The organism is Roseixanthobacter psychrophilus, from assembly GCF_043195195.1.
Classification (GTDB): domain Bacteria; phylum Pseudomonadota; class Alphaproteobacteria; order Rhizobiales; family Xanthobacteraceae; genus NCEH01.
This window is the reverse complement of the sequence record NZ_JBAFWT010000025.1, coordinates 38,783-64,688: the sequence shown is the minus strand read 5'-3', so window position 1 is coordinate 64,688 and position 25,906 is coordinate 38,783. Positions and strand designations below refer to the sequence as shown.

Annotated in this window: 20 protein-coding genes; 12 read left to right on the top strand and 8 right to left on the bottom strand. The window is 67.3% G+C overall.

All coding sequences use genetic code 11. From position 1 onward, the window contains the following. Positions 1 to 26: 26 nt before the first annotated feature. From V5F77_RS19445 to V5F77_RS19415, 7 genes are all read right to left on the bottom strand, one after another. Positions 27 to 3,539: an AAA family ATPase gene (locus V5F77_RS19445; RefSeq protein ID WP_429006999.1), complete on the bottom strand. Its 3,513-nt coding sequence runs from the start codon at positions 3,537 to 3,539 to the stop codon at positions 27 to 29. Beyond that, positions 3,539 to 4,807, bottom strand: a complete 1,269-nt coding sequence (locus V5F77_RS19440; RefSeq protein WP_429006998.1) for a metallophosphoesterase family protein — start codon at positions 4,805 to 4,807, stop codon at positions 3,539 to 3,541. Before V5F77_RS19440 ends, V5F77_RS19445 begins: the two co-directional genes overlap by 1 nt. A gap of 80 nt (positions 4,808 to 4,887) precedes the next feature. Continuing rightward, positions 4,888 to 6,390 (bottom strand): 5-methyltetrahydropteroyltriglutamate--homocysteine methyltransferase, encoded by a 1,503-nt coding sequence (locus V5F77_RS19435; RefSeq protein ID WP_429006997.1) that lies wholly within the window; start codon positions 6,388 to 6,390, stop codon positions 4,888 to 4,890. A gap of 34 nt (positions 6,391 to 6,424) precedes the next feature. Beyond that, complete coding sequence (locus V5F77_RS19430) at positions 6,425 to 8,017, bottom strand: hypothetical protein (protein ID WP_429006996.1); 1,593 nt, start codon at positions 8,015 to 8,017, stop codon at positions 6,425 to 6,427. A gap of 13 nt (positions 8,018 to 8,030) precedes the next feature. Then, on the bottom strand, positions 8,031 to 8,570 hold the full coding sequence (locus V5F77_RS19425; protein WP_429006995.1) for a hypothetical protein: 540 nt from the start codon (positions 8,568 to 8,570) through the stop codon (positions 8,031 to 8,033). Positions 8,571 to 8,592: 22 nt separating this feature from the next. Then, a complete protein-coding gene (locus V5F77_RS19420; protein ID WP_429006994.1) occupies positions 8,593 to 8,955 on the bottom strand; it encodes a DsrE family protein in 363 nt (120 codons plus the stop codon). A 24-nt stretch (positions 8,956 to 8,979) separates the two neighbouring features. After that, the gene (locus V5F77_RS19415) at positions 8,980 to 9,228 is read right to left on the bottom strand and encodes a sulfurtransferase TusA family protein (RefSeq protein ID WP_429006993.1); all 249 of its coding nucleotides are present in this window, start codon (positions 9,226 to 9,228) and stop codon (positions 8,980 to 8,982) included. A 378-nt stretch (positions 9,229 to 9,606) separates the two neighbouring features. Between V5F77_RS19415 and V5F77_RS19410 the strand changes: the two genes are divergently transcribed. Next, the gene (locus V5F77_RS19410) at positions 9,607 to 11,163 is read left to right on the top strand and encodes an ATP-binding protein (RefSeq protein WP_429006992.1); all 1,557 of its coding nucleotides are present in this window, start codon (positions 9,607 to 9,609) and stop codon (positions 11,161 to 11,163) included. A gap of 507 nt (positions 11,164 to 11,670) precedes the next feature. Here V5F77_RS19410 and serA read toward each other — a convergent pair. After that, complete coding sequence (gene serA, locus V5F77_RS19405; protein WP_429006991.1) at positions 11,671 to 12,939, bottom strand: phosphoglycerate dehydrogenase; 1,269 nt, start codon at positions 12,937 to 12,939, stop codon at positions 11,671 to 11,673. Positions 12,940 to 13,617: 678 nt separating this feature from the next. On the opposite strand from serA, the gene V5F77_RS19400 reads away from it, so the two are divergent. The 11 genes from V5F77_RS19400 (at position 13,618) to V5F77_RS19350 (ending at position 25,901) form a co-directional block, all read left to right on the top strand. Continuing rightward, a complete protein-coding gene (locus V5F77_RS19400; protein ID WP_429006990.1) occupies positions 13,618 to 15,537 on the top strand; it encodes a methyl-accepting chemotaxis protein in 1,920 nt (639 codons plus the stop codon). Continuing rightward, entirely contained in the window at positions 15,530 to 17,068 is a 1,539-nt protein-coding gene (locus tag V5F77_RS19395) for a chemotaxis protein CheW (RefSeq protein WP_429006989.1), read from the top strand. The genes V5F77_RS19400 and V5F77_RS19395 overlap by 8 nt, the downstream gene beginning before the upstream one ends. After that, positions 17,065 to 18,153, top strand: a complete 1,089-nt coding sequence (cheB, locus tag V5F77_RS19390) for a chemotaxis-specific protein-glutamate methyltransferase CheB (protein WP_429006988.1) — start codon at positions 17,065 to 17,067, stop codon at positions 18,151 to 18,153. The genes V5F77_RS19395 and cheB overlap by 4 nt, the downstream gene beginning before the upstream one ends. Beyond that, positions 18,144 to 18,773, top strand: a complete 630-nt coding sequence (locus tag V5F77_RS19385) for a HEAT repeat domain-containing protein (RefSeq protein WP_429006987.1) — start codon at positions 18,144 to 18,146, stop codon at positions 18,771 to 18,773. Before cheB ends, V5F77_RS19385 begins: the two co-directional genes overlap by 10 nt. Beyond that, positions 18,766 to 19,614: a CheR family methyltransferase gene (locus V5F77_RS19380; protein WP_429006986.1), complete on the top strand. Its 849-nt coding sequence runs from the start codon at positions 18,766 to 18,768 to the stop codon at positions 19,612 to 19,614. Before V5F77_RS19385 ends, V5F77_RS19380 begins: the two co-directional genes overlap by 8 nt. Continuing rightward, positions 19,607 to 19,996 carry a response regulator transcription factor gene (locus V5F77_RS19375; RefSeq protein WP_429006985.1) on the top strand — a complete coding sequence of 130 codons (390 nt, stop codon included), beginning with the start codon at positions 19,607 to 19,609 and terminating at the stop codon, positions 19,994 to 19,996. Before V5F77_RS19380 ends, V5F77_RS19375 begins: the two co-directional genes overlap by 8 nt. Then, positions 19,993 to 22,230 carry a chemotaxis protein CheA gene (locus tag V5F77_RS19370; RefSeq protein ID WP_429006984.1) on the top strand — a complete coding sequence of 746 codons (2,238 nt, stop codon included), beginning with the start codon at positions 19,993 to 19,995 and terminating at the stop codon, positions 22,228 to 22,230. The genes V5F77_RS19375 and V5F77_RS19370 overlap by 4 nt, the downstream gene beginning before the upstream one ends. Then, on the top strand, positions 22,227 to 22,475 hold the full coding sequence (locus V5F77_RS19365) for a hypothetical protein (protein ID WP_429006983.1): 249 nt from the start codon (positions 22,227 to 22,229) through the stop codon (positions 22,473 to 22,475). Before V5F77_RS19370 ends, V5F77_RS19365 begins: the two co-directional genes overlap by 4 nt. A gap of 78 nt (positions 22,476 to 22,553) precedes the next feature. Then, positions 22,554 to 22,940: a response regulator transcription factor gene (locus V5F77_RS19360; protein ID WP_429006982.1), complete on the top strand. Its 387-nt coding sequence runs from the start codon at positions 22,554 to 22,556 to the stop codon at positions 22,938 to 22,940. Next, complete coding sequence (locus V5F77_RS19355; protein WP_429007008.1) at positions 22,940 to 23,575, top strand: chemotaxis protein CheX; 636 nt, start codon at positions 22,940 to 22,942, stop codon at positions 23,573 to 23,575. Before V5F77_RS19360 ends, V5F77_RS19355 begins: the two co-directional genes overlap by 1 nt. Further along, entirely contained in the window at positions 23,538 to 25,901 is a 2,364-nt protein-coding gene (locus tag V5F77_RS19350; protein ID WP_429006981.1) for a PAS domain S-box protein, read from the top strand. Before V5F77_RS19355 ends, V5F77_RS19350 begins: the two co-directional genes overlap by 38 nt. Positions 25,902 to 25,906 lie beyond the last annotated feature (5 nt).

Here is a 25,906-nt window from a genome sequence, read left to right as displayed (position 1 = left end):
TTCGACCAAGGCCGAGCAGGCCTCGCTCAGGCGCCGCGCGGGCTTCGGGGGCCCGCGTGCGTGGAGCCGAGGTCATGCACCCGCGCGGAGGGGACCACCTGCCGGGCGAGGTCGCACAGATGGCGATGGTGGGTGAGATAGATCACCTGCCCCACCTCGCCCATCCGGGCGAACAGGCGAAACACCTCCTGCGAACGCGGCTCGTCGAAGGTTTCCATGATGTCATCGGCGATGAAGGGCACCGAGGGTCGCGCGGCCGCGAACTCCTCATAGCCCGCAAGCCGCAGCGCCAGGTAAAGCTGGAACCGCGTGCCCTTGGACATGTCGGCGGCAAGCTTGGAGCCGCCGTTGCGCGCAAGGCCGATGAGCGTCTCGCGGTCCTTGTCGGGGCGGGTGGCGAGGCCGGAATAGGCCTCGCGCGTCATCAGGCGAAACGCCTGCGAGGCCCGGTTCATCATCGCGCTGCGATGCTTTTCGCGATAGGCGCGCAGCGCCTGCGCGGCCATGAGCCCGCCGGTCTTCAGGCGCAGAAAGCGCAGCGCCTGATCCTCGATGTCCAGCAGCACGGTGCGCCGCTCGCCCTCTAGCCGCGCCACCGCATCGTCGCCGCCGATGGCGTTGAGGCGGTCCGATGCGCGCGACCGCTCGGCGAACAGCTCCTTCACCCGTTCGTCGAGATCCGCGAGCCGGCCGGAAAGCTCGGCGTTTTCGCGCGCCAGCGCCGCAAGATCGAGATCGGCGAGGCGCTCCAGCGCCGCTTCGCGTGAAGGCGCCTGCATCTCGGCAACCATCTGCATCGCGAGCCGCTGGCCCTCGCCCTCCAGGCGGTCGCGCGCGGCGCATTGCTCCAGAACGTGCCGGGCCGCCATCAGGTCGCTCACATTGAGGAAAGCGAGCAGCTCGCTCTTGCGGGCCTCATGCAGGGCAAGGTCGTGGGTGAGTGCCGCGCGATCCTCGGCGAGGGTGGCCAGTTCCCCTTCCTTCTCGCCCCGGCGCTGGAGCGCTTGCTTGGCATGCTGATGGCGCTCCGCCAGCGCCCGCGCCGAGGCCAGCACCGCGTCCGGGTCGAGACGTTCGCCAAGCTCTGAAAACACCGCCTCGGCCTCGGCGACATAGCTTTGCCGGTCGCGCTCCATGGCATCGATGCGGTGCCGCATGTCGGTGTGCTCGCGCAGTTCGGCCGTGAGATCGCCGAGCACGTCGAGAATGGCGCGGACCGCGACCGGATCGGCGGCGCGATCGCAAAACCAGGTGCCGACGAGCGCCGCTGTCCATTTGCCCTGCCAGGCCGCCATGGCGGCGGCCGCATCGTCCGCCGCGCGTTTGCGGATCGCATGGGCGCGCTCCTGTTCACGAATGGCTCCATCGGCGGCGTCCCGAGCCTTCTGGCGGTCGGCAACCTGCGCAAGGACGCTGTCCCCAAGCTCCGTCAGCGCCCCCAGTGAAAGCCCCTGCGTCGCCGCACCGAAGGCGGCGAGCGCCTCGGCAAGAGCGCTGCGGGCCTGCTCGGCTTCGGCCTCGGCGCTCGCGGCGGCATCGCGGCTGATGCGCAAAGCCTCATAAGCGGCAAGGGCCGTCTCGCGATCCTTCGTCCAGCGCTCGATCCGCGCCAGCCAGAGCGCGAGCGGCGCATCGGCCGCCAAATCGAGCCCGACCGGCATCTCCCGACGCACCTGCGCCCGCAAATCGGCAAGCGCGCGCGCGACCTCGTCCAAGAGATCCTGCTGCCGGTCTCCCTGCGCCTGCGTCAAGGCGATGGCTGCCGAAAGGCTGCGCATGTCGGCGACATCGTTCGCCTGCGCGAGGCGGGCGTCGGCGAGCGCATCGGCCGCGCGCATCTGCCCCTCGAAGGCCAGCGCGCTCTCGCGATCCAGCGCGGCGAGATGCTGCGTCCAGGCGGCTTCGCGCGCGGCGCGCAGGGCCGCCGCGCTGGCGTCGTCGAGGGATCCCGCCGCCACCTGGAGCGTGCCAAGGCCAACCTCCTGCTCGCGAAGCTGGGTGGCAAGTTCGCGCAGGCGCACGTCATGGGTCGCGCGGCGGGTTTCGAGCGCGGACAGGGCGCCGCGCCATTGTTCGATCTGCCGCCCGTCGGGCACGCAAAGGGCCCGCAGCGCGGGGCCATCGCCCGCCCAGGGGGCAAGGGCGGCGCAGGCGTCCGCAAACAGGCGCTCGGCCTGCGGCAGGTCGCGCGCGGCGAGGCGCAGGCCCGCCGACAGATCGCTTTGCCGCACCCGCATGACGATCTCGCGCACGGCGGCGACCCGGCCGGCATCCGCATCGCCGCCATCAAGGCGCCTGCGATCCGCACGCGCCTGCTCCAGCGCGAGGATGGCGGCGTTAAGTTCGGCGCGGCAGGCGTCCGCGTCGGCGGCGACGCCGGACCGCTGCTCGATCAAATCGCGCAGCGTGCCGACCACAGGCGCCGGAACCAGCAGGCGTTCGCCCTCCGCCTCATCCTCCCGGCCGAGGGCGCGCAGAAGCGTGCCGATGCGTCCCTGGAGCACGGCCAAGGTCGCGCGGCGCTTGGGCAGATGATCCAGCGCCCCGAGATAGGGAACCGAGGCCGCCGCAAGCTGCTCCAGCCGTTCGCCCAGCGCCAGGAGGCGTGGGTCTGGAACGAGGCCGGCGATCTCGCCGCGCAGTTGCTGTTCGCGCGCGTCGAGGCTGCTCCATTGGGTCTGAAGCCGCGTGTCGTCCACCATCAGTGCGGGAAGCTCCCCGGCCCACTGGGCGGGCGGGCGCGGCAGATGGGCAAGGGCGGCACGCGCCGCGTCCGCCTGCCGCCAGGCATCGGCAAGGGGGGCGGCGCGCAGCACCCGGCCAAGCTCATCCTGCCGTGTCCGCGCGGCGGCGCGCTCCTTGTTCGCCGCATCATAAGCCTGTTCGGCCTGCCCCAGCGCCGCCACCAGGGCGGCATGGGCGGAGGCCTGCACGTCAATCTGCTCGCGCTGGGCCTTCAGCTCGGCGAGCCGTCGCTTGAGGCCGGCGATCTCGGTGGTGCTGGCGCGCTTGCGGAAGATTTGATCGGCCTCGGCGGCGATCCCCTCCAAGGTCCGGCTCAGGTCGGCAAGGCCGGCGCTGGCGGAAAACAGCAGTTCGCCAAGATCGCCCTTGCTTTCGAGAATGGCATTGCCACCCTCTTCAAGGGTCTGGTCGTCGAGCGAGAACATCAGGCGATAGGCCTCGCGGCTCAGCCCGGCCAACGGCACGCTGAGCAGGGCTTCGTTCACGGCGTGGCCGTTTCCGTCGCGCAGGGAAGAGCTGCGTTGCTTCACCCGCTTCAGCTCATGCAGGCCATCGCCAAATTCCAGCGTGGCGCCGATTTCCATGGCACTATAGGGGTGCAGGAAATTGTAGCGGCTGCGCTCCTCGATGCCGAACAACAGGTCGAGATAGGCGGAGAGGGCGGTGGATTTCCCCGCCTCGTTCAGCCCGTAGACGATGTGCAGGTCCGGCACGCCCTCGGTGCGCGCACCAAAATCGATGGCATGGTCGGTGAACTTGCCATAGCGGGTGAGGTCAAGCCGGCGCAGGCGCATCAGTCGGCTCCACCCTCGCGCGGCGTGAGGCGGGCGAGGACATCCGCCCGGCCCTCGCTGAGCAGCCGGTCGAGAAAGGCATCGAACGCGACCGCGCTGTCGCCACTGAAGCCGCGCGCCTCGGGGGGCAGGTCGTCCCGCACCGTTTCCACCAGCTCGCGCACGCTCTGCCGCATGCCGAGCTGATCGCCCTCCTCCGCCGCCATCAATTCACCAAGCTCAAACACCGGGTCGGCGGAGCGCTGCGCCGCCTCGGCGCTCGGCGCATGGGTGGCCAGCTCGATCTTGTCGATCCACGTGCGGCCGAGACCGGCGGCGCGCTGTTCCACCTCGGTCAGCAGCAGGTCGCGATCCCGGCGCAGGCGCCAGGACAAAGGCGTTTCCCCCGTAAGCATCAGCCGGCCCACCAGATGCTCGGATGTCGTGCGGGCGCGCTGCGCCGCCACCGCGCCCTCGATCTGCGCGATAGCCTCGCGCCAGGAGGACGCGCCGGACAGGTCCACGGGAATGCGCTCGAACTGCGCGATGCTGGTCACCCGCTCCTCCACCAGCAGGGTTCGATCATCGCGCACCGTGACCAGGGACACGCTCTTGGGGCCGGCCTCGTTGATGTCGCGCCCCTGCGGCATGCCGGGCATGATCACCGCGCGGTCGCCGGCGTGCTTTGTGCGCGCATGAATATGGCCGAGCGCCCAATAATCGAACCCCCAGCCGTGCAGGTCCGAAACCGCACAGGGGGCATAAATGTCATGGCCCGGCGCGCCGGCAAGGCTGGTGTGGAGAATGCCGATATTGACCGCGTCGGGGGTCGGGCGCTTGAATTTGGGCAGCAGGCTTTCCGGCGCCTGCGGCTTGGCGAAGCTCAAGCCGTGGACCACGATGTCGAGCGCGCCGGAGCGCAGCTCCACCGCATCCGCGCGGGCGCCGAACACCCTGACCGAGGGCGGCAGGATCAGCTCCTGGGTGATCCGCGACAGCGCATCATGATTGCCGCGCACCTTGAAGACGCCGATCCCCGCCCGATGCAGGCGCTCCATCTGGCTGGCCAGGAAGCGCGCGGTCTTCATGGAGGTCTGGTCGCCGTCATAAAGATCGCCGGCGATGATGAGCGCATCCACCTGTTCCTCAAGGCACAGGTCGACGATGGCGACCAGCGCCCGGCGCGTTGCGTCGCCGACCAGTTCGGCCAGCTCGCGATTGCGCAGGGCGAGGGAGCGCAGCGGCGAATCGAGGTGAATGTCGGCGGTGTGGACGAAGCGGAAAGCCATGGCGGCAAACTAGCTGACCCGCCCCGCCGCTGCCCAGCCTTTCCGCGACCCGCGCAGCTTTGCCGCCCCGCTCAGCCGCCTTAGCGGAACCGCGCGACCGCTTGGGCGATGGCGGTGAGCTTCTCCTGCGCCGAGCCGGTGCAGCAGATCGGGTTGTCGGCGAAGGTGGCGAAGCCGCAATCGGGGTGCAGCAGCACGCGTTCGCGGCCGAACAGATCGATGGCATGGGCGATGCGGGCCGCCACCTCGTCCACGCCCTCGGCGTGCGGGTCCTTCTGATTGACTACCCCGACGCCGATCCGCGCCTCCTGCGGCAGGGCTTGAAGAATCTCCATCTCCCCGGCGCGCGGGGTGCACATTTCCAGGAGATAGGCGCCCACCTTCACCTGCGCCAAGGTCTCGACCAGCGGAGCATAGCTGCCGGCGAGCGCAACGCTTTCATCCGGGGTCCAATTGCCCCGGCACACATGCAAAGCGGTGCGATGGCGCGGGGCGCCCTCCAGTACCGCATTGAGCAGGTCGCGGGCAAAGCCGAGTTCATGCTCCGGCGCGAGCGATTCCGAAAGCGCGCCGCACATGAAGCTGCGCTTGTTCTTCGCCCCGGAGAACACAACCTCGGACAGCACCGGCTCGTCGAACTGCACCAGCGCCGCGCCGGCATCCATCAGCTCGGCCAATTCCTCGCGCAGCACCCGCACGATGTCCTCGGCGAGCGCCTCGCGGGTGTCATAGGCGCGGTCGGAAATGCATTCCATCCACATGGTGCGGGTGAGCAGATAGGGGCCGGGCAAGGCCACCTTCACCGGCTTGGCGGTGACGCCGCGCGCGAAATCCACCTCATGGGCCACCAGCGGGCGCGAGCGCGTAAGCTTGCCGAACACCGCCGGATGGCGCACGTCCCCGGCCGGAATGTCGAGCGCGCGCAATTCCGCCTGGAACTCCTCGGGATCGTCGACCAGCGGCAGCAGGTCGGTGAGCGGGATGAGCTGGCAATTGTCGAGCCGGCTCGCGACGAAGCTCGCATAGCTGTCGCGCCGCTGCTCGCCGTCGGTCACGATGTCGACGCCCGCCTTCTCCTGCGCGGCGATGGCGAGGCGCACCGCATCATCGGCGGTCTCCTGGAACGCGGCCTCGGACAGCCGGCCTTCCACATAAGCGTGCATCGCCTCGATCATCCAGCGCGGGCGGGGCCAGGAGCCGATGCCGGTCACGGCCAAAGGCGGGATGGCCGGCGGCCCCACCGGAACGCGCGTGCGTGCCGGCACGGCGGGGATAGGAGCCGCCATGGGCGCGGCGGCCGGCGGGGCGGGCGCGCGTTCGGCGAGCGTGCCCTTGCACACCAGGAACGAGCGCTGGCGCTCCACCTTGGTGAAGGACACCAGCTCGTTCCCGGTGAGCCGGCACCAAGCCGGCAAATCCTCGTCCACCGAGATTTCCGAGGACAGGATTTCCAGCAGCCCGCCGCGCGGCAGCGGATCGATATGCCGGCGGATCAGCAACAGCAGCCCGTTGCCGCAATCGAGATCGCCGCCGTCGAAGGAGACGTCCGGGCGATGGATCTGGCTTTCGCCGCCTAAGGTCATGACGCGATCCTCAACTGATGGGCCGGCAGGGCGCTCACGCCTTGCGGCGCCGGCCGACTTCGTAACCGACCGCCCCCGCGCCGATGGCGAGGATGCCGACGGCGATTGCGAGCGCAGGCGAGATGCCGGCTTCGACGATGTGCGGCTGCGGTGCCGCAGACGCGGCGGCGGGAGGGGCGGCGGGGAGCGCGGCCGCCGCCTGGGTCTTCTGGTCGGCGGGCAATGCGGCGGTCTCCAGCCGGGCGGCGGTGGCGTAGGAGCGGGCGAGCATGGCGCGCCCCACATCCTTCAGGATCGCCTGTCCGGCCACCCGCCCCTGCCCGAGCACCAGATCGACATTGGCGACCTGCGGCCCGCCAAGATTGATCGAGCGGTTGCCTTGGGCGTCTTCCACATGCCAGGCGGTGACGGCATCGCCCGCGACCTGGTCCACCGCGATCTTGAAATAGCCCTCGGGGCCATCCACCGAGGTGCCGGGCTTCAGCCGGATCTCGCTCTTGTTGACCAGCAGGAAGCCGAAATTGTGCCCGGTGGGGCAGCCCACCGGATAGACCGCGAAGCGCGGATCGCGGGCGTAATCGGTGCCGTAGGAAAGGCTGAACGCCTTGCCGTAGACCTTCAGATTGGCCTTGCCGCCCTCGAAGGCAGTGGGCCAGGGCGAGAGGAAGGCCACCATGTCGCCGTCCTCGAACACCAGCGCCTTGCGGGCGGTGGTATCCTCGATCAGCAGGTCCGCCTTGACCGGGCCGAGGGTCTTCGATCCCTTGACCGCGCCGCCCTCCAGCAGCTCCAGTGTCACCGTGCCGGCGGCAGCGTCCACCGCCGCCACCCGCACCGTGCGATTGCCCACCGGCCAGCTCTCGCCGGCCCCGGCAAGGCCGGCGAACACCTTGTCCTCGGCGAGGAGAATGCGGTCCATGCGGACGCCGGAAATCCAGTCGAACACCAGCTTCTGCCCGGAGATTTCGCGCGCCTGCCCCTGGTTGTAGAGCTGCGCGAAGCGATTGCCCCACCAGGAGGTCTCGGTGCCCGACAGTTCCGGCGCGCCGAACGCCCATTCCCAGTCGGTGCCGGCGATGGTGCGCACGTGCAGCGAATGGTTGGCCATCTTCTCATGGCCGACGGTTGCGTAATAATTATAGACCTGCCCGCCCACCACCACGCTGCCGCCGGCCGGGATGGTGACGTTCTCCTTCACCTCGATCGTCATGTCGTAGTCGACATAGGTGGGCAGGCGGCCGAGCACCGGCACCTGCTCGCCGCGCAGCGCCACCTCGCCGCCCCAGGTGTCCTCCATGAAGGCCAAGCCACCGGGCGGGATCACCACCTCGCCGTTCTCGACCCGGCTCTTGCGAATGAAGACCGCGTCGTATTTCAGCGGCTTGCGGCCGAAATCGTCGGTCACGGCGCGGCCCTGCGGCAGGCCGGGAAGGCCGGGCACATAGGCCGGGTTCACGCCGCGCTCGGAGGGCAGCGAGAAGGGCGGCGGCGCGATTTCGCCGCTGGCGATGGGGTGGGCGAGCGGCCAGCCCGGCTTGGCCGGCGTCAAGACGGTCGAATAATCGGCCGCGAGCGCGGGACCGGCGAGCAGCGCGGCGGAAGCGAAGGCGATCAGGACCTGTTTCACGGGCGTTCTCCCTTCAGGCGTTGGCCTGCGGCTCGCAGGTGGAAACGGCGCGGGCGCCGGGCAGCGGGCAGGCAGTGGCGCGGCGTGACAGGAACAAGGTGCCCCAGCCGGTCAGCAGCAGCGTGTTGAGGAACAAGAGCCATTTCGGCACGCCGACCAGGAAGCTGCCGGCGATGCCGATGCCCACCACTGAGAGCGCGGGGGCGAGGCAGCCGATGCACAGGGCCGAGACGGCGAGCAGGCCGCCCCCGGCGGCAAGGCCGGCCGCCCCGGCCCCACCGCGCCGCCCCACCCGCAGGGCGAAGGCGGCGAAGGCGGCGGCAAGGCCAAGGGTGGCGGCGGTGAAATATTCCTGCTTGCGCTGGAAACTGACGAGGAAAGCTTGCGACCGCTCATAGGTGAGCGTGCCCTGCGACACGTATTCCTCTGGCAGGAAGCCGCATTCCTCGGCCGCCTGCGCGCTCGCCGGCATCTTGAACAACGCGAACGAGACGCCGACATAGCCGAGCGCCGCGACGAGGAACACGGCCAGCATCATCCGGATCGGGATCATCGTCACGGCCTCCCGGTTTCGCTCAGTAGCTGATGGAAGGCGCGCCTTCGCTCATGAATTCGACGAGCTTGGCGCCGCCGACGATCTTCGCCCCGTCCACCAGGGCCGCCTCATCGAGCGCGCGCTTCTTGAAGCACGGCGAGCACACATAGATGGTGCCGCCGGCCGCCGCGAAATTGGTCATCAGCTCCTTCAAGGAGGCGAAGCCCTCCTCATGGATGTCGTCGGCATAGCCCTTCTGCGACAGCCGCGTGCCCTCGATGGAGAGGAACACCACGGTCTCCTTGTCGGAGGCCACGGCGGCATTGGCGATGACGAAGCCGACCGTCGCCTTGTCGGTGTCGTTCTTGGCGCAGCTGATGGAAATGACGAACTTGCCGGGCATGCGGGCTCACTCCTTGGGTTGGGTTCAGCTCCAGTCCAGCCGCGACCGGATCAGGAAGCTGTGGGTCTGCGGATCGTGGCGGATCAATTCGTTGCGGGTCATGCGGCACCAGGCGGGCAGGTCCTCCGGCGCGCCGGTATCGTGGGCGATCACCTCCAGCACGCGGCCGGGCATGGCTTTGAGGCGGATGCGCAGCAGCATCACCAGTTCGCCGCAGCCCATGTGGCCGGCGTCCCAGCTCTCCACCGCCTCGTGCGCTGCGTTCCCGCCCATGCGTCGTCCTCACGCAACGGCCTGCGAACGGCGTTAGGCCGCCGTTTCCGGCCGATGCACCTAGGGATTGGGAAGAGGAGCGGTGTCCGGTCGTCGACGCCCTGCGGATTTCACGGCAGGAGCCAGCCCTCACGGGGCATAGCGTTGCGGAACGAGACCACTCGACAGGGAAGGTAACAGGGCGCCGAGCGCCGTCAAGGCCCTTGGAGGCGGCACGCGCATCCCTGGTTCCGTCGCACGGCCGGCGGGCAGCGTCTGCGGCGGTGGGAACGCCGGTGCGGGGAGGAGCTGCGCGTGCGGTGCGGTTGAACCCGCGGTGGGAATCGATATGAGTGCCGCCATGAGCCTTTCCCCTACCGCCCCGGCACGGTTGCCGCGATGACCGCGCCCGCCAAGGTGTCCATCGATCTCGGCACCCGCGCAGGCGGGGGCACGGCTGTGCTGGACCTTGAGGAATTGCTGGCCACCCGCCTGCTGGTGCAAGGCAATTCCGGCTCCGGCAAATCCCATCTCCTGCGCCGTCTGCTGGAACAGAGCGCGCCCTGGGTGCAGCAGGCGGTGATCGACCCCGAGGGCGATTTCGTCACCCTGGCCGAGCGCTACGGCCATGTGGTGGTGGATGCCCAACGCGGCGAAACCGATCTTCAGCGCATCGCCGCGCGGGTGCGCCAGCATCGGGTCTCGGTGGTGCTCAATCTGGAGGGGCTGGACGCGGAGCAGCAGATGCGCGCCGCCGCCGCCTTCCTCGGCGGCCTGTTCGATGCCGACCGCGATGTCTGGTATCCGGTTCTGGTGGTGGTGGATGAGGCGCAATTGTTCGCCCCCGCCGCCGCCGGTGAAGTCTCGGACGAGGCGCGCAAGGTGTCGCTCGGCGCCATGACCAATCTCATGTCGCGCGGCCGCAAGCGCGGCCTTGCCGGGGTCATCGCCACCCAGCGCCTCGCCAAGCTTGCCAAGAATGTCGCGGCCGAGGCGTCCAACTTCCTCATGGGCCGCACCTTTCTCGACATCGACATGGCCCGCGCCGCCGACCTGCTGGGCATGGAGCGGCGCCAGGCCGAGATGTTCCGCGATCTGGAAAGCGGCAATTTCATCGCCCTCGGCCCGGCCCTGGCGCGCCGGCCGCTGCCGGTGAAGATCGGCCCGGTGGAGACCTCGGCCCGCTCCACCAGTCCCAAGCTGGTGCCGATGCCGCAGCCCGCCGCCGCCGAGGACGCCCACGATCTGATCTTCACCCCCGGCGCCGACGAGGCCCGCCGCCCCCTGGTGCCGCGCCGCCCACCGGCGGTGGCGCCCACCGCCGACGTGCTGGCCCAGCTCGCCCGCAAGGGCCCCCCTGCCCCGCCCCAGCCATCCGCACCGCAGGCGCCGAGCCTCTCGCCCGAGCAGCGCCAGGCCGCCATAGATGCGGCCCTGCGCGAGATTCTCAGCGAGAGCGAAGCGGGATTTCGCACCATCTCGGTGCTCTATCAGGATTTCCTGGTGCGCTGCCGGATCCACCGGATCGGCGGCGAGGCGCTCAGCCTCTCGGCCTTCCGGCGCCGGCTGGCGGTGGCCCATGCGGGCATCGATCTTGCCGAGGCCGAGGCGGAAAACTCCCCCTGGGCCGAGGTGCTGTCCATGGCCGGCGCGCTGCCGGAGGACATGCAGGGCGTGTTCCTCTCGCTTGCCCGCGCCGCGTTCGACCGCCGCACCTGCCCCTCCGACGCCGATGTGGCGCGCGCCTATGGCAGCCGCTCGCCCGGCCGGGCCCGGCGCCTGCTCGCATACATGGAGGAGCGACAGGTGATCGTGTGCCGCCTGGACGGCCTCGGCCGGCGCATCGTCGCCATTCCCGGCCTCGCCTGGGAAACCGAGCCGGGCGACCCCAACGCACCCGCCAGCGCCCCCGTGCACGCGAGCGCCTCCTTGCCCGAGGGCACGTCCGCCGACTGATGCAAGGACGTGCTGAGGCAAGGACGCCCTGCGGGATTGCGGCAAGACCCTGGACGTTTTCCCCCTTTCCTCTCCCGTACCCCACCTCTCCCCCACGGGGAGAGGTCGACCGCGCAGCGGGCGGGTGCGGGGCGGGCATCGAGAATGCGCTCTTGGCCCCCCTCACCCCGACCCTCTCCCCGGCGGGGAGAGGGGGTACGTGTGGGAAGCGCGGCAAGACACCAAGAGAAGCAAGCCCCTGGAAATTTTCCCCTATCCCCCTCTCCTGTTCCCCACCTCTCCCCCGCGGGGAGAGGTCGACCGCGTAGCGGGCGGGTGAGGGGCGGGCGTCGAGAATCCGCTTCTTGCCCCCTCACCCCGGCCCTCTCCCCGTGGGGTGAGGGGGTGCGTGTGGGAGGGCAAAGCCCCGGTCCTCGACCGGCGCGGAGAGCGTTTCGCTCAAACGCCGCGCGGGCTTCGACCCATGGCCGATGAACCCGGTTCACCGACCCTTAGTATCACTCAGGCTCAGATCTTGTATTCGTAGAGTAGCCGGGCGCGGATGGTGCCTTCCAGCGCGCGGATGTCCTCAAGCACGCCGTCGGTATCGGCAGCGGAGGCATCCGCATCCAGCACCACATAGCCGACATCGGCATGGGTCTCGTAATATTGCGCGGCGATATTGACCGCGTGGCGCGCCAGCACCTCGTTGAGCCGCCCGAGCATGCCCGGCAGATTGCGCTGCACCTGGATGAACCGCGTGCCGGTGGGACGAGCCGGCAATTGCACCTGCGGGAAATTCACCGCGCCCATGGTGGAGCCGCTGTCGCTGTAATCCACCAGCTTGCGTGCGACCTCGGCGCCGATGCGCTCCTGCGCCTCTTCCGTCGATCCGCCGATGTGCGGGGTAAGGATGACATTGTCCAGGCGCTGCAGCGGGCTGTTGAAACGCTCGTTGTTGGAGCCGGGCTCCACCGGAAACACGTCCACCGCCGCGCCCCGCAGCCGGCCTTCGCGCAGCGCATCGGCGAGCGCGGCGAGATCCACCACCGTGCCGCGGCTGTTGTTGATGAGATATCCGCCGGGCTTGATGGCGGCGATTTCGTCCCGGCCGATCATGCCGTGGGTCGCCGGGGTTTCCGGCACGTGGAGGCTCACCACGTCGCTCTGGCCCAGCAGTTCGTACAGGCTGGCGGTGGATTCGGTATTGCCGTGGCGCAGCTTGTCGGCGTGGTCATAGAACAGCACGCGCATGCCCATGGCCTCGGCCAGATTGGAGAGCTGCGAACCGATATTGCCGTAGCCAACGATGCCGAGGGTCTTGCCGCGCACTTCATGGCTGTCGTTGGCGGATTTGTCCCAGCGCCCCTCATGGGCGGCGGCGGACCGATCCGGGATGCGGCGCAGCAGCATGACGATCTCGCCGATCACCAGTTCCGCCACGCTGCGGGTGTTGGAGAACGGCGCGTTGAACACCGGAATGCCATGCGCCCGGCAGGCGTCGATATCCACCTGGTTGGTGCCCACGCTGAAGCAGCCCACGGCGATCAGGCGGTCGGCGGCTTCCAGGACCTCGGCGGTGATGTGGGTGCGCGAGCGGATGCCCAGGATATGCACCCCCTTGATGGCCTCCTTCAGCGCCGCGCCATCGAGCGCCTTCGGCAGACGGGTGACGTTGGTATAGCCCGCGTCGGTCAGCATCTGCACGGCGCTGTCGTTCACGCCTTCGAGCAGCAGCACCCGGATCTTGTCCTTGGCCAGCGAGAGTTGCGGCAAATGGGAATGGCTGTCGTGCACGATCTCGGCGTCCTTCGGCGATGGATGGGCCCACAGCCCTGAGCGTGGCTGGAAGCGGGGTACGGCATAAATAGGGCCGGCTCCGCCAATTTGAAGCAGGCGATCCTCCGGCGCGCGCGAACTTACCGCTTTTGCCACCCGCGTCCAGTTCCCCCCACGTCCGGCCCCTCAAGCCGTCGTGCAACCCCGCAAGATGCTTCCCCGCGCGGATCGCCGCAGGCACAAGGTGTCGCGGGTGCCGTCGCGGAGGGGAAGGCCGCTGTTTTTTCGCCTCGGGCGGACGCGTCGGCGAACTTCTGCGAACTTCAGCCCCGAATTTCGTGGAACAGGCGCGGAACAGGGGTTCGACTCCGCCGTTCTTCCACGCGCAATGGATATTTCACATGAAACATTTTAAGCGCGCTTCGCCGGCGCACCGGGAGAGAACCGGCTCCTCTGCTCCAGTCAGAACCGCCCGCGGTTCTCCTCCTCGTCCCGGAAGCGACAGCTTTGGTAAATATTCAAACTCCCACGCCGCCTTATGCGCTGTAGTTCCGCTTCAGCTTGTTGAGGTTAAGGGGTCTTGACGCCTAGAATCTGAAGGGATTCCCCTTGCCTTTTGGATGAGATGAACCTCACGTGGTGTCGGCACATATGTTGAGATGCGCGTCGTCTCGGCAGTTCTTTAGCGAGCGAAGCATGGCCCTGGTCAAAAGCACAAAGATTGCCACGCGGGCGAAGACTGCTGATCAGGACATGCCCCCGGATCAGCCCGCCGCACCCGGCGCGCGCCCCAGGAGCCCGGCCAAGAGCACCCAAATCAAGCTGTCCGAACGCCTCGCCGCCGCCACCGAGGAGCTTGCGAGCGGCCTCAGCGAAGCCTCCACCGCCGCCGAACAACTGCGCCGGTCCATGGAGCAGATCGCCGCCGGGGCCGAGGAGGCCGCCGGCGCCTCCCAGGAACAGCTTGCCGCCATCCATCAGGTCACGCGCGGTTTCGGCACGGCTCGGATGCATGCGGAAACCTCCCGCCGAAAGACCGAAGCGGTCCAGGACGTGCTTTCCGAGACCGCCGTGCAGATCACCGCCACCGCGCGGGCGATCGAACGCAATGCCGAGCGCCAGGGGGCGTCCGCCACCATCATTGCCGAACTGGGGCTGCGGGCCGAGGGCATCGGCGAAATCACCCGCACCGTCAGCAGCTTGTCCGACCAGACCAACATGCTTGCCCTGAACGCGGCCATAGAGGCGGCGCGGGCGGGCGATCACGGACGCGGCTTCGCTGTGGTGGCCGAAGAGGTCCGCGCCCTGGCGGAACAATCGGACCGAAGCGCGCGGGAGGTGCAGGAACTGGCCGAGCGTGTCAGCGCCGAAGTGCGAGCGGTCGGCGCATCCATCCAGGCCTCGGCTCAGACAGCACGCGAAGAATCCAAGGCCGGCGCCCTGATCGTCGAGACGCTCGATGCCATTCGCCTCGACATGAACCGGATCGCCGAGGGCAGCGAGGATACGCTGACCGCAACCATGGAGGCGGAGCATTCCGCGGCCGAAGCCCAGCGCGGGGCCGAACAGGTCGCCGCCGCTGCCGAGCAGCAGTCCTCGGCCGCCGCTGAGGCCCAGCAGGCGATCTTTCAGCAGGCCCAGGCGCTCGATCAGGGCCAGACGGCGGCGCAGATGCTGTCTGCCTTGACCGACCGCGTCGGGACGCAAGGCACCAACGCCGACGCTGCCGAGCAGATCGCCGCGACAGCCGAACAATTGTCGGCCACCATCCAGGAGCTATCCAGCGCCGCCAGCCAGATCATGGCGGCGGTGGTCCAGATCAATCGCGGCTCCGAACAGCAGGCGGCAGCGACCCAGCAGACGTCCGCAGCGCTTACCGAAATCGAGAAAACCGCCAAGCTCACCGAACGCAATGCCGCGATCGCCGATGATCGCATCCGCCTCATGGCAACCGCCATGCAGGAGAGCCGCGCGGCGGTGGACGACCTCTCGCAGGGCATGAATACTGCGCTTGATGCGGCGCGCAGCAATCTAGCAGCCGTCCTGCGCATCGAGATCATGGGACGGTCGATCGAAAAGACCGTGGACGCGATCGCCCTGGTCGCCGTGCAAACCACCATGCTCGCGGTGAGCGGCGCCGTGGAAGCGGCACGCGCGGGCGACTTCGGGCGCGGCTTCGCTGTTGTGTCCAAGGATATCCGTGCCCTCGCGCAGGAGGGATCGAACAGCATGGGAAGCGTCAAGGACATGGTCCGTGGCATTCTCGATCAGGTCAGCGCCCTCAAACGCGATCTCGAACAGTTCATCGCCTACGCCGAAGGGCAATTGCAGAACAACACCATCGTCTTCGCCACCCTCCAGAAGCTGGACGGGGATATCACCGCCCTGGGCGCGGCCGGGATGCAGATCCGGCAGGGGGCCGGCGAGATCCTGTCCGCCGTGGAGGAGACGGCGGCCGGTGCGAAGCAGATCGCCACTGCCGCCGAAGAGGCAAGCCTTGCCTCCCGCCAGGCGGCCCTCGCGGCGACGGAGCAGGCCAAGGGCGCTGAGGATCTCGCCGCTGCGATCGAGGAGATCGCTTCCCTCGCCGATGAAGCGAAGACGCAAAATGGCTGATCCCAACCGGCAGGTCCCTGCCCCGGAAAACGCCCCGCAGAGGAGCTTTCTGACCTTCCGGCTGGATGAGGAAGTCTACGCCCTGCCGGTCGAAATGGTGAATGAGATCATCACCGTGCCGCAGGTGACCCGCGTGCCGATGAGCCCGACGAGCCTCCTCGGCATCGCCAATCTGCGCGGCGCCGCTTTGCCGGTCGCGAGCTTGCGCGGGCTGCTGGAGCGGGACCGGGGGACCTCGAAACCCGCGCGTGTCGCCATCGTGCTGGAGGGCGCGGCGCCTGTCGCGCTCGCCGTGGACAGTGTTGACGTCCTGGTCAACGTGGCCGCGGGAGGCATCGAAACCCGCCAGGCCGAACTTGCCGCCGCTGCGGGTGAACACCTGACGGGTGCCTTTAGATATCAGGCCGGCCACGGCGAGAGGGCCGCAAAGATCCTTGATATCGCAGGGCTTATTCGGGGCGCGTTCACGCCGCGTGCGTCCAATGACGGGCAGGCGCCCGGCGGCATCGATCTCAAAGCCCTTTGGGGCGGTGCCGAGGAGGCCGCCCCGCGCGGCGGACTGGTGACCTTTGAGGTCGCCGGCCAGGAGTTCGCATTGGCCTTGGAAGACGCACGGGAGATCATCCCCACCTCAGGACGCCTGACCGCCATGCCGCATGCGGAAGCGCTGGCCCTCGGCATGATCGCCTATCGCGAGACGTTGTTGCCCGTATTCTCCCTGCGCGGCCTGCTCGGTCTTCCCAAGGGCGAGCGGGCCGAGAGCGAGAAAATCATCGTCACCAACGTCCAAGGCACGCTGGCGGGCCTGCTGGTGGACCGTATGCGCTCCGTCCTGCCCATGGATGCGGACCTTATGGAGGAGATCCCCGCGGTTCTTGCCGCACGCGCCGGAGGCGAGGCGAAGATCAGGTCCATCTACCGCGCCGAGGAGGGCCGCCGGCTGATTTCCGTGCTCGCACCCGAGCATTTGTTCCGGGAGGACGTGATGCAGCGTTTGACGCGGGAGACCGCCGCATCCGTGCCAACCCGCGAAGGCCCGACGGCAGAGACGAAAACGGCGCATTTCCTGGTGTTTCGGCTGTGCGATAATGAATTTGCCCTGCCCGTGGAGGCGGTGGACGAGGTGGCGACCATGCCCGATCGCCTCACCCGCATCCCCAAGGTTCCGGCGTTTCTGGAGGGCGTCGTCAACTTGCGCGGGGAAGTGCTGCCGGTGATCGACCAGCGCCGCAGGTTCGACATGCCACCCCGCGACACCGGCCAGCTTCGCCGCCTCGTCGTCATGCGCACCGCCCGCCACCGCGCCGGCATCATCGTCGATGGCATAACCCAGGTCCTGCGCACCGCGCAGGACGCGATCGATCCAGCGCCGGACCTTGCAGGCGAGAAAACCCGGCTGGTGTATGGCGTGATCAATCTGCCTGCGGAACACCGCATGGTCCTGCTGCTGGACCCCGATGAGTTGCTGACGCGGACCGAACAGAAGCTGCTGGAGACCTTCGCTGCCGACACGAGGCCCGTGGATTTGTGATTAAAATCCTCGTGGTCGACGATTCCGCCCTGGTCCGTAAGCTGCTGGGCCAATTGCTCTCTGTCGAGCCGGACTTCGAGGTGCGCTTTGCCCGCAACGGCCTTGAGGCTCTGGATCAAGTGGCCGCCTTCGCGCCGGACGTCATCACCCTCGACGTCCACATGCCCGAGTTGGACGGGCTCGCATGCCTCGATCGCATCATGGTGGAGCGGCCGAGCCGGGTGGTGATGGTCTCTTCTCTCACCGCAGCGGGGGCGGATGCGACGCTTGAGGCGCTGCGCCTGGGCGCTGTGGACTTCGTCGCGAAGCCGGCAGGAGCGGTCTCCCTGCACATCGAGCAGATGGCCGCCGAGTTGGTTTCGAAGGTTCGCGCGGCAGCCCAGACCAAGCTGAAAGCCAGCTTGCGATTGACCGAGCGCGTGCGCCACCGCATCGGCAAGAGTCCTGCCGCACCTGCAAGATCCACGGCAGAGCCGCGCATCGCCTTGGTTCCAAGGGCATCCGGAGAAGGCCTCGTGCTGGTGGGCGCATCCACCGGCGGGCCGCCGGCCCTCGAAGCGCTCCTGACCGCCATGCCCCCCGACTTCCCCTGGCCAATCCTGATCGCCCAGCATATGCCCCGCACCTTCACCGGGCCACTGGCGCGGCGGCTCGACGCCCTGTGCGCGGTGCACGTGATGGAGGTGGCGCAGCCCGAGCTGCTCCGGCCCGGCCACGCCTATATCGGCCGGGGCGATGCCGACCTGATCGTCACCCGGCGCGCGACAGGGCTGGTGGCCATGGCGGCCCCCTCCCAGGCGGGATATCCTTGGCATCCGAGCGCGGACCGCCTTGTGCGCAGCGCAATGGACCATTTGCCCGCGCCTCAGCTGATAGGCATCTTGATGACGGGAATGGGAAATGACGGTGCGGAGGCCATGGAGGTGCTCCACACGCGCGGCGGACGGACCATCGCCGAGGCCGAGGAGACGGCGGTGGTCTGGGGCATGCCGGGCGACCTGGTGCGCCGAGGCGGAGCGGATTTTGTCCAGCCCCTTTCAGCAATAGGCGGATGCCTGCTGGGTCTGGTGCCCCGATGCCCCTGATCCGAGGCGCCTCCCCTGCATCTGGTGATCGGCTGACGGTGGGTGATCCTCCCGCGCCGGCAAGCCTTGCGGGCGCCACGAGCGAAGAGCGCTGGGCGGCGGCACGGGCGGCAGCCGGTTCGGCCGGGAACGTCCCGATCCTCCAAGCCGCCCTGATGAGCGAGACCGATCCGCGGGTCCGCGAAGCGATCTTCACCAGCCTGGCGCTTATCAATACCGACGAGAGCGCCCAGGCCGTGCTGCCCCATCTGCGCTCGGATGATGCACAGATGCGTACCGCCGCACTGGATGCGCTGCGCACCATGCCTGATCGCGTGGCCGGACACCTTCCGGCGCTGTTGGAAGACCCGGATGCGGATGTCCGCCTGCTCGCCTGCGACCTGTGCAGGGCGCTGCCGCCCGCGCCGCTGCATACCTTGCTCACCGCGCTGCTGCTGCGCGAGCAGGAGGCCAATGTGTGTGCCGCCGCGGTCGAGGTTCTTGCCGATTGCGGATCGCCAGATGTGCTGCCCGCTTTGCACCAATGCGCGGAGCGTTTTACTGGCGATCCCTTCCTGAGCTTCTCCATAGAGGTCGCCGCCCGCCGCATCGCGTCCCAAAGTTCCGATCCCCATGGATGAGCCGACCGCAAGCGACGAGGACCTTCGCAGGCTCTGCGAGTTCCTTTACCGGCGGACCGGAATGCTGTTTTCGGAGAGCAAGCGCTATTTCGTAGAGCGGCGCGTCTCGGACCGCATGGCGGCGACGGGGTCCACCTCCTTCGCCAGCTATTTCGCGCGGTTGCGGAGCGATGCGGCGGGCGAGATCGAGCATTTCATCAATGCCTTCACGGTCAACGAGACCTATTTCTACCGCGAGGACCACCAGTTTCGCTGCCTGACGCAGGACCTGCTGGCCCGGCGCCTGAAGGTGAAAACGCCGGGCGAAGCCATCCGCATCTGGTCGGTGCCCTGCTCGACCGGCGAAGAGCCCTATTCCATCGCCATCTGGCTGCTGGAAAACTGGCCGCCGGTGGACCGGTATGACGTGGAGATCGTCGGCTCCGACATCGACACCAAAGTTCTCGCCACCGCAAGTGATGGACTTTATGGCCGGCGCGCCCTGATGCGGCTCTCGCAGGATGTGATCGCGAAATATTTCATCCCCGCCGCTCCGGAGACCTGGCGCATCATCGACGAATTGCGCGAGTCGGTGCGCTTCACATCCGTCAACCTCTCGGAGCGGGGGCAGACCAAAGGCCACGGCGTATTCGACGTTATTTTCTGCCGCAACGTCCTGATCTATTTTGATGACGCCTCGCGACGGGTGGCGGCGGAAAATCTGTTCGAGAACCTCGCGGCCGGCGGATACCTTTGCCTCGGGCACACCGAATCCATGAGCCGCATATCGCCGCTGTTCGAAGTGCGCCGCTATGCGGATGCCATCATCTATCAGAAGCCGGGAGGAGAAGCGGATGGCTAAGGAACCGGCGAAACGCGTGCTCGTGGCGGACGATGCCGGGCTCGTGCGGTTGTATTATCGCGAAGCCCTGGAAGCCGCCGGCTATGTGGTGGACGAGGCGCTGAACGGCCTTGAGGCGCTGGAAAAGCTGCTCCTGAACCCGGCGGACCTTGTGGTCGTCGACGTGAACATGCCCCAGATGGACGGCTTCACCTTCTTGAAGGCGCTGCGCGCGCAGGCTGCCCCCCTCTGCGCCACGCCGGCCCTGGTGATCAGCACCGAGGCGAAGCCACAGGATTTCGCGGTGGCGCTGGCGGCCGGAGCGAACTTCTATTTGGTGAAGCCGGTGAGCCGGGAGGTTCTCACCCAATATGCCGACCTTATGTGCGGAACCCGCGCGTGAACGAGCTGTTGCAGCAATTCCTGATCGAGGCGCGCGAACTTGTGGCGCAGGCGACGGACGATCTGCTGGCACTCGAACGCACACCGGACGACATAGCCCGTCTCGATAATGCATTTCGGGCGTTCCACACCCTCAAGGGCGGCGCCGGCATCGTTGATTTCGCTGCCATGGCGCGCGCCCTGCATGCGGCGGAAGACGCGCTCGCCTCCTCTCGCACGCGCACCGAACCCATAATGCCGGCTCGGATCGAGGATTATCTGGCCTGCCTCGACCAGATCGAGCGCTGGCTCGACCACATGGAGACAACCGGCGCGCCGCCGGACGATGCGGACGCCAGTGCCACGCGCATCGTCCAGCGTTTCGAACCGACCGTGCCCGCCGCCGAGGCTCCGGCAGCGCGCATAGCCGATGCCTGGGTCCAGAAGCTTCTGAACGCTCCCTCGGCGGGTGAGGCGCGCACGGCCCTGCGCTATCGCCCCGCCCCCGATTGCTTCTTCGACGGCGAGGATCCAATGGAGCTGATGGCTGCCCTTCCAGGCCTTCTGGCGCTTCGTTTTGAGGCGGCCGCACCCTGGCCCACATCGGAAGAACTTGACCCCTTCGTCTGCCGCCTGACCTTCACGGCCCTGCTGTCGAGCCCGTCCGACCTCCTCTCGCGCCTCTTTGAAACCACGCGCGGCCGTATCGACATGGTGCCGCTTGGCGTGTCTGCACCGGACCAACGGCCGGATCACGGGCTCACCGCCCCCGCCCGCGCATTGCTTGAAGCGCAGCTCGGGCTGCTGGCCGGCGCGGGAGCGGGGGCAGCGCGCCTCCTGTCGTCTGCCGGCCAGGTGTGCGTGAATGTGTTGCGCCATGAGGGCGCGACGCGCTTCGCCGAACGCATCTCCCATGCCCTCGCAGCCAGCGAAGCGGCGAACGATGCCGGCATCCTTTCTGCCGCCATCTCCCTGGCTTTGACCGGCGCCGCCGATCCGCCTCTCGAAGCGACGGCGACGAACACCGCGCCCGAGCCTCCGGTCTCAGCGACGGCAACGAAGCCCATAGGCATGCAGGAGGCTTCGGCGCGGACCCTGCGGATCGACGTGGCGCGGGTCGACGCTCTGGTGAAGCTCGCCGGCGAGCTGACGGTGGCAAAGAACGCCGTGGGTCATCTCGCGCGGCTGGCCCGCGGAGGCACGGACATCCAGACCCTTGCTGCAAGCCTGAAGGACCAGCACGCGGTCTTGGACCGGCTCATGGGCGACCTGCGAGGCGCAGTCCTGAGCCTGCGGATACTTCCCCTTCGCCATGCCTTCCAGAGATTCCCGCGCATTGTGCGGGAGATCTCCGCAGAACTCGGGAAGCCGGTTCGGCTGGTCCTGGAGGGAGAAGCCACCGAGGCGGACAAGACCATTGTCGAGGCGCTTCCCGAGCCGCTGCTCCACGTGGTGCGCAATGCGCTCGACCACGGCATCGAAGCTGCGGCCCGGAGGGGGGCTGCAGGCAAACCCACCGTTGCAACCCTGCATCTGCGTGCCGCCCGGCAGGGCGAGCAGGTGATCGTGGAGGTGAAGGACGACGGAGGCGGCATCGACGTCGCACGCGTTCGCGAGATCGCGGTCGCGCGGGGCATAGCTACCGCTCAAGCCATTGCCGGATTGAGCGATGAGGAAGCGGTCGATCTGATCTTCCGTCCGGGGTTCTCCACGGCAGCAACGGTAACCGACCTTTCCGGGCGGGGCGTGGGAATGGATGCGGTGCGGACCTCAGTGGCGCGGCTTGGCGGTACCGTCCATGTGGAGAGCCAGCCGGGGCAAGGCACGACGGTGCGGTTCGCCCTGCCCTTCACGGTCATGGTCACGCAGGTGATGACGGTCCATGCCGGAGGGCAGGTCTTCGGCATTCCCATGGACATGATTGTGGAGACGGTGCGGGTGCCGCGCCAGGCCATTCGGCGTATCGCCGCCGCCGAGGCCTTCGCCCTGCGCAATCGCACGGTCCCGCTGGTCTCGCTGGCCGAGGCGCTTGGTGAGACCGCGATCGTATCAGCGACCGCCGACGCGAATGTGGTGATCGTCGGCATGGGCGCACAGATCGGCGGGCTTGAAGTCGATGGCCTCGGCGAACGCCTTGATGTCATCCTGCAACCTCTGGACGGAATCCTGAGCGGAATGCCCGGCCTCGCCGGCACCTCGCTGCTGGGCGACGGGCGGGTTCTTCTGGTGCTGGACGTGCGGGAGATGTTGAAATGACGGTCCGGCTGCACGATTCCAACATCCTGCTTCTGGAAGGGGCGTGCCCCGTGGAAGATGCCGGAATCCTGCTGGAGCATATCTGCGCCATTCCCGACGCCATTGTGGATTGGCGCGGATGCGAATGGGTTCATGCGGCCGTATTGCAGGTGCTGCTGGTCACGGCTGTGGAGGTGAAGGGACCGCCGGCCGGAGCGTTCCTACGGTCATGGGTAGACCCCATGCTCATGACCCGCACGGGATGATGCATCTTTTTGGCTTTCCCGGAGTTCATGTGGAAGCGCTGGAGAGTTTGAGTTTCATTCGCCTTTCTCGGAGAACTCATGAGCTTCATTGTTATGATCGTCGACGATAGCAAACTGGCCCGGATGTCGGTGGCCAAGGCGCTGAGAGCACTGCAACCGGCCTGGACCCATCTTGAGGCCGCGAATGCGGACGAGGCTTTGCAGCAGGTGCGCCAGCACAAGGTCGATCTGGCGCTGCTGGATTTCAACATGCCCGGTCGTGACGGCCTCGCGCTGGCGGCGGAATTGCGCACCCTCGATGCGAAGCTGCCGCTGGCCGTCGTTTCTGCCAACCACCAGGAGGAAATCATCCGCAAGGCGGCCGAGATTGGAGCTGCCTTCCTGCCCAAGCCGTTAACGGAAAAAGTACTCAACGACTTCCTGAGCACCTTGACCGTCCACACAGACCCGGCCCCCCTTGGATGATGAATAACGATCCGGTCTTATCGGAACTCGAGCTCGACGCTCTGACGGAACTCGTCAATCTCGGCGTGAGCCGCGCGGCGCTCGGCTTGCGCGAAATGGTGGGCGAGCAGGTGCTCCTCTCGGTCCCCACCGTGGCGCTCGTCAGTGCGGCAAAGGCCATCGAGATCCTCAGGGAACGGGAGGACCGGAACCTCATCGCCGTTCATCAGGCATTCGAAGGCGATATCGCGGGCCGCGCCCTGCTGATCTTTCCCGAGACCAAGAGCCTTGAGCTGGTTCGCGCGGTCATCGGCGGCGAACTTCCGCTGGAAGACATCATCGAATTGGAGCAGGAGGCCCTGGCCGAAACCGGCAACATCATTCTGAACAGCTGCCTTGCAACCATCGCCAACATGCTGCACCGAAGTCTCAAGATGTCTTTGCCGGAAATCCTGCGCGGAGAAGGGGCGGACTTCTTCAGCCTGGGCCCCGTTTCTGATACCGATGACGTGGTGATGTTTCTTTATATTGATTTTGCCGTCCGGGAGCGGGACATTCGCGGGTATATCGCTATGCTCATGGATATGCCGTCCTTGGCAGCGCTGAAGGAGCTGCTCGGTGAATTTATCGAGCGAACAGTCGGCGAACCCCTCTGAATCCATGTCTCTCCTGGAAAAAACTTTCTGGACCGACGTGATGGATGCCCAGGACACGGGCCTTATCGTCCTGGACGCAGCGCGGCGGGTGGTGGTCTGGAATGCGTGGCTCGCCGCCGCGAGCGGCGTCCCCTCAACACGGGCCATCGGCCGAAATCTGGACGAGTTGTTCCCGGATGACGACTCGCGGTGGCTTTCCTCGGCCGCGAACCAGGCTTTTAGCGCTGGAACCTCAACCTTCCTGACGCACAGCCTCCATCCCAGGCTCTTGCCCCTGAAAACGCGGGCTGGAGCTCAGCTGTTCCATAACCTTACTGTGCGGCCAGTGGGCGTAAAGCCCTATGCCTTGTGCCTGATCCAGATCACCGACATCACCACCTCGGTCCATCGCGAACGGGTGCTCCGCGAGCGCCAGAACGCGCGCTATGACGCTGTGATGGAAAGCGCTCCGGACGCGATCCTTACGCTCGATGGCGAGGGAAACATCCAGTTCGCCAATCCCGCAGCGGCCAAGAAGCTTGGCTACGCGCCGCGCGAATTGCTGCATCAGAACATCGACCTGCTCCTCACTGACCCGGGCGACTGGCCCGAAGCCTGGAAGACCGTTCTGACCTCGGGTGCATTTAGCCGTCCCATCGAGGTGGTGGTACGGCGCAAGGATGGCTCCCCGAGCTTCATGGAGGCGTCCGCCTCGCGCTGGTTCAGCAATTCGCGCGTGTTCGTTACCGCCATCTTGCGGGACATCAACGAGCGTCGCGCGGCCGAGGAAGCGTTGCGAACCCTCAACCAGACGCTTGAACGCCGGGTGGCCGAACGCACCGCCGACCGCGACCGCATGTGGCGCCTGTCCACCGACGTGATGATGGTTGCCCAGCTCGATGGCACCATAAATGCCGTCAACCCGGCATGGAAGCTCCTGTTCGGCTGGGATGAGGACCGTCTGGTCGGAACGAGCATCGCCGACTTCATCGCCGAGGACGACCGGGACGCCTTTCGGGACATTCTCTGCTCGTTCTCCCAGATTCAGGCCCCGCGTCTGTTCGAGCTGCGTATTCGCACCCGCACCGGCGGTCTGCGCTGGGTGGCGTGGAGTGCCGTGGCCGCCGATGGGCTCCTGCAGGCTGTGGGCCGCGATGTGACCGCCGAGCGCGAGGCGGGACAGGCACTGAAGGAGGCCGAGGAAGGCCTGCGCCAATCCCAGAAGATGGAAGCCATCGGCCAATTGACCGGCGGCATCGCCCATGACTTCAACAATCTGCTCACCGGCATCATCGGCGCCATGGACCTCGTCAAGCGCCGCATCAAGGCCGGCCAATATGGCGACTTGCAGCGCTTCATGGATGCCGCCTCCGCCTCGGCCGATCGCGCAGCCGCGCTGACGCACCGCCTGCTGGCGTTTGCCCGCCGGCAGCCCCTCGATCCGAAGGCGGTGGACGCCAACGAGCTGATTTCCGGCATGGAAGAGCTGCTCAAGCGCTCGCTCGGGGAACAGGTCCTGCTCCAGACCGAACTTGTCCCCGACCTCTGGCCGACGCTGTCCGATGCCAATCAGCTGGAAAACGCCGTCCTCAATCTGGCGATCAACGCACGCGACGCGATGCCGGAAGGTGGCCAGCTGACGATCGCGACCATGAACACCGTCATAGCCGAGAGCGAGCAGCGGGGGCAGGATGTGCTCGAAGCGGGGGAATACACACTGATCCGCGTGGAGGACACCGGCGTCGGCATGGAGCCGGCCGTACTTGCGAAGGTCTTCGAGCCCTTTTTCACGACCAAGCCCATCGGCCAGGGAACCGGCCTCGGGCTTTCGATGATCTATGGCTTTGCCAAGCAATCCCGAGGGCATGTGCGCCTCGAAAGCAAGCTGGGGCTCGGCACCACGGTCAGTCTCTATTTGCCGCGTTACAAAGGCGATCTCATCGACGAGGTGCGAAATGCGCCTGACGCGCTGCCGAAGGGGACCGGCCAGGCGGTCCTGCTTGTGGAAGACGATCCGGCGGTCCGCCTCCTGATCGGAGAGGTGCTGCGGGATCTCGGCTATGCCTGCATCGAGGCGGGCGATGCCCTGGCGGCGCTGCCGATTATCGCATCCGATGTTCGACTGGATCTCATGATCAGCGATGTCGGCCTTCCCGGCATGAACGGGCGCCAATTGGCGGCGCTCGCCCGCGAGCGGAGGCCCAGTCTGAAGATCCTGTTTGTGACCGGTTATGCGGAAAGGGCCGTCGAGCAGGCGAAGTTCCTGGATCCCGGCATGGAGATGGTCTCCAAGCCGTTTACCCTTGATGCGCTCGCCCTGAAGATCAACGAAATGATTGGGGCCTGAGCGAA

What these genes read in the sequence shown, in the direction of transcription:
- V5F77_RS19435 (WP_429006997.1), bottom strand. Translation starts at nt 6,390, where the DNA reads ATGACCTTAGGCGGCGAAAGCCAGATCCATCGCCCGGACGTCTCCTTC.
- V5F77_RS19420 (WP_429006994.1), bottom strand. Translation starts at nt 8,955, where the DNA reads ATGCCCGGCAAGTTCGTCATTTCCATCAGCTGCGCCAAGAACGACACC.
- V5F77_RS19410 (WP_429006992.1), top strand. Translation starts at nt 9,607, where the DNA reads ATGACCGCGCCCGCCAAGGTGTCCATCGATCTCGGCACCCGCGCAGGC.
- V5F77_RS19380 (WP_429006986.1), top strand. Translation starts at nt 18,766, where the DNA reads ATGGATGAGCCGACCGCAAGCGACGAGGACCTTCGCAGGCTCTGCGAG.
- V5F77_RS19355 (WP_429007008.1), top strand. Translation starts at nt 22,940, where the DNA reads ATGAATAACGATCCGGTCTTATCGGAACTCGAGCTCGACGCTCTGACG.
- V5F77_RS19400 (WP_429006990.1), top strand. Translation starts at nt 13,618, where the DNA reads ATGGCCCTGGTCAAAAGCACAAAGATTGCCACGCGGGCGAAGACTGCT.
- V5F77_RS19415 (WP_429006993.1), bottom strand. Translation starts at nt 9,228, where the DNA reads ATGGGCGGGAACGCAGCGCACGAGGCGGTGGAGAGCTGGGACGCCGGC.
- V5F77_RS19365 (WP_429006983.1), top strand. Translation starts at nt 22,227, where the DNA reads ATGACGGTCCGGCTGCACGATTCCAACATCCTGCTTCTGGAAGGGGCG.
- V5F77_RS19445 (WP_429006999.1), bottom strand. Translation starts at nt 3,539, where the DNA reads ATGCGCCTGCGCCGGCTTGACCTCACCCGCTATGGCAAGTTCACCGAC.
- V5F77_RS19395 (WP_429006989.1), top strand. Translation starts at nt 15,530, where the DNA reads ATGGCTGATCCCAACCGGCAGGTCCCTGCCCCGGAAAACGCCCCGCAG.
- V5F77_RS19360 (WP_429006982.1), top strand. Translation starts at nt 22,554, where the DNA reads ATGAGCTTCATTGTTATGATCGTCGACGATAGCAAACTGGCCCGGATG.
- V5F77_RS19440 (WP_429006998.1), bottom strand. Translation starts at nt 4,807, where the DNA reads ATGGCTTTCCGCTTCGTCCACACCGCCGACATTCACCTCGATTCGCCG.
- V5F77_RS19425 (WP_429006995.1), bottom strand. Translation starts at nt 8,570, where the DNA reads ATGATCCCGATCCGGATGATGCTGGCCGTGTTCCTCGTCGCGGCGCTC.
- V5F77_RS19385 (WP_429006987.1), top strand. Translation starts at nt 18,144, where the DNA reads ATGCCCCTGATCCGAGGCGCCTCCCCTGCATCTGGTGATCGGCTGACG.
- V5F77_RS19375 (WP_429006985.1), top strand. Translation starts at nt 19,607, where the DNA reads ATGGCTAAGGAACCGGCGAAACGCGTGCTCGTGGCGGACGATGCCGGG.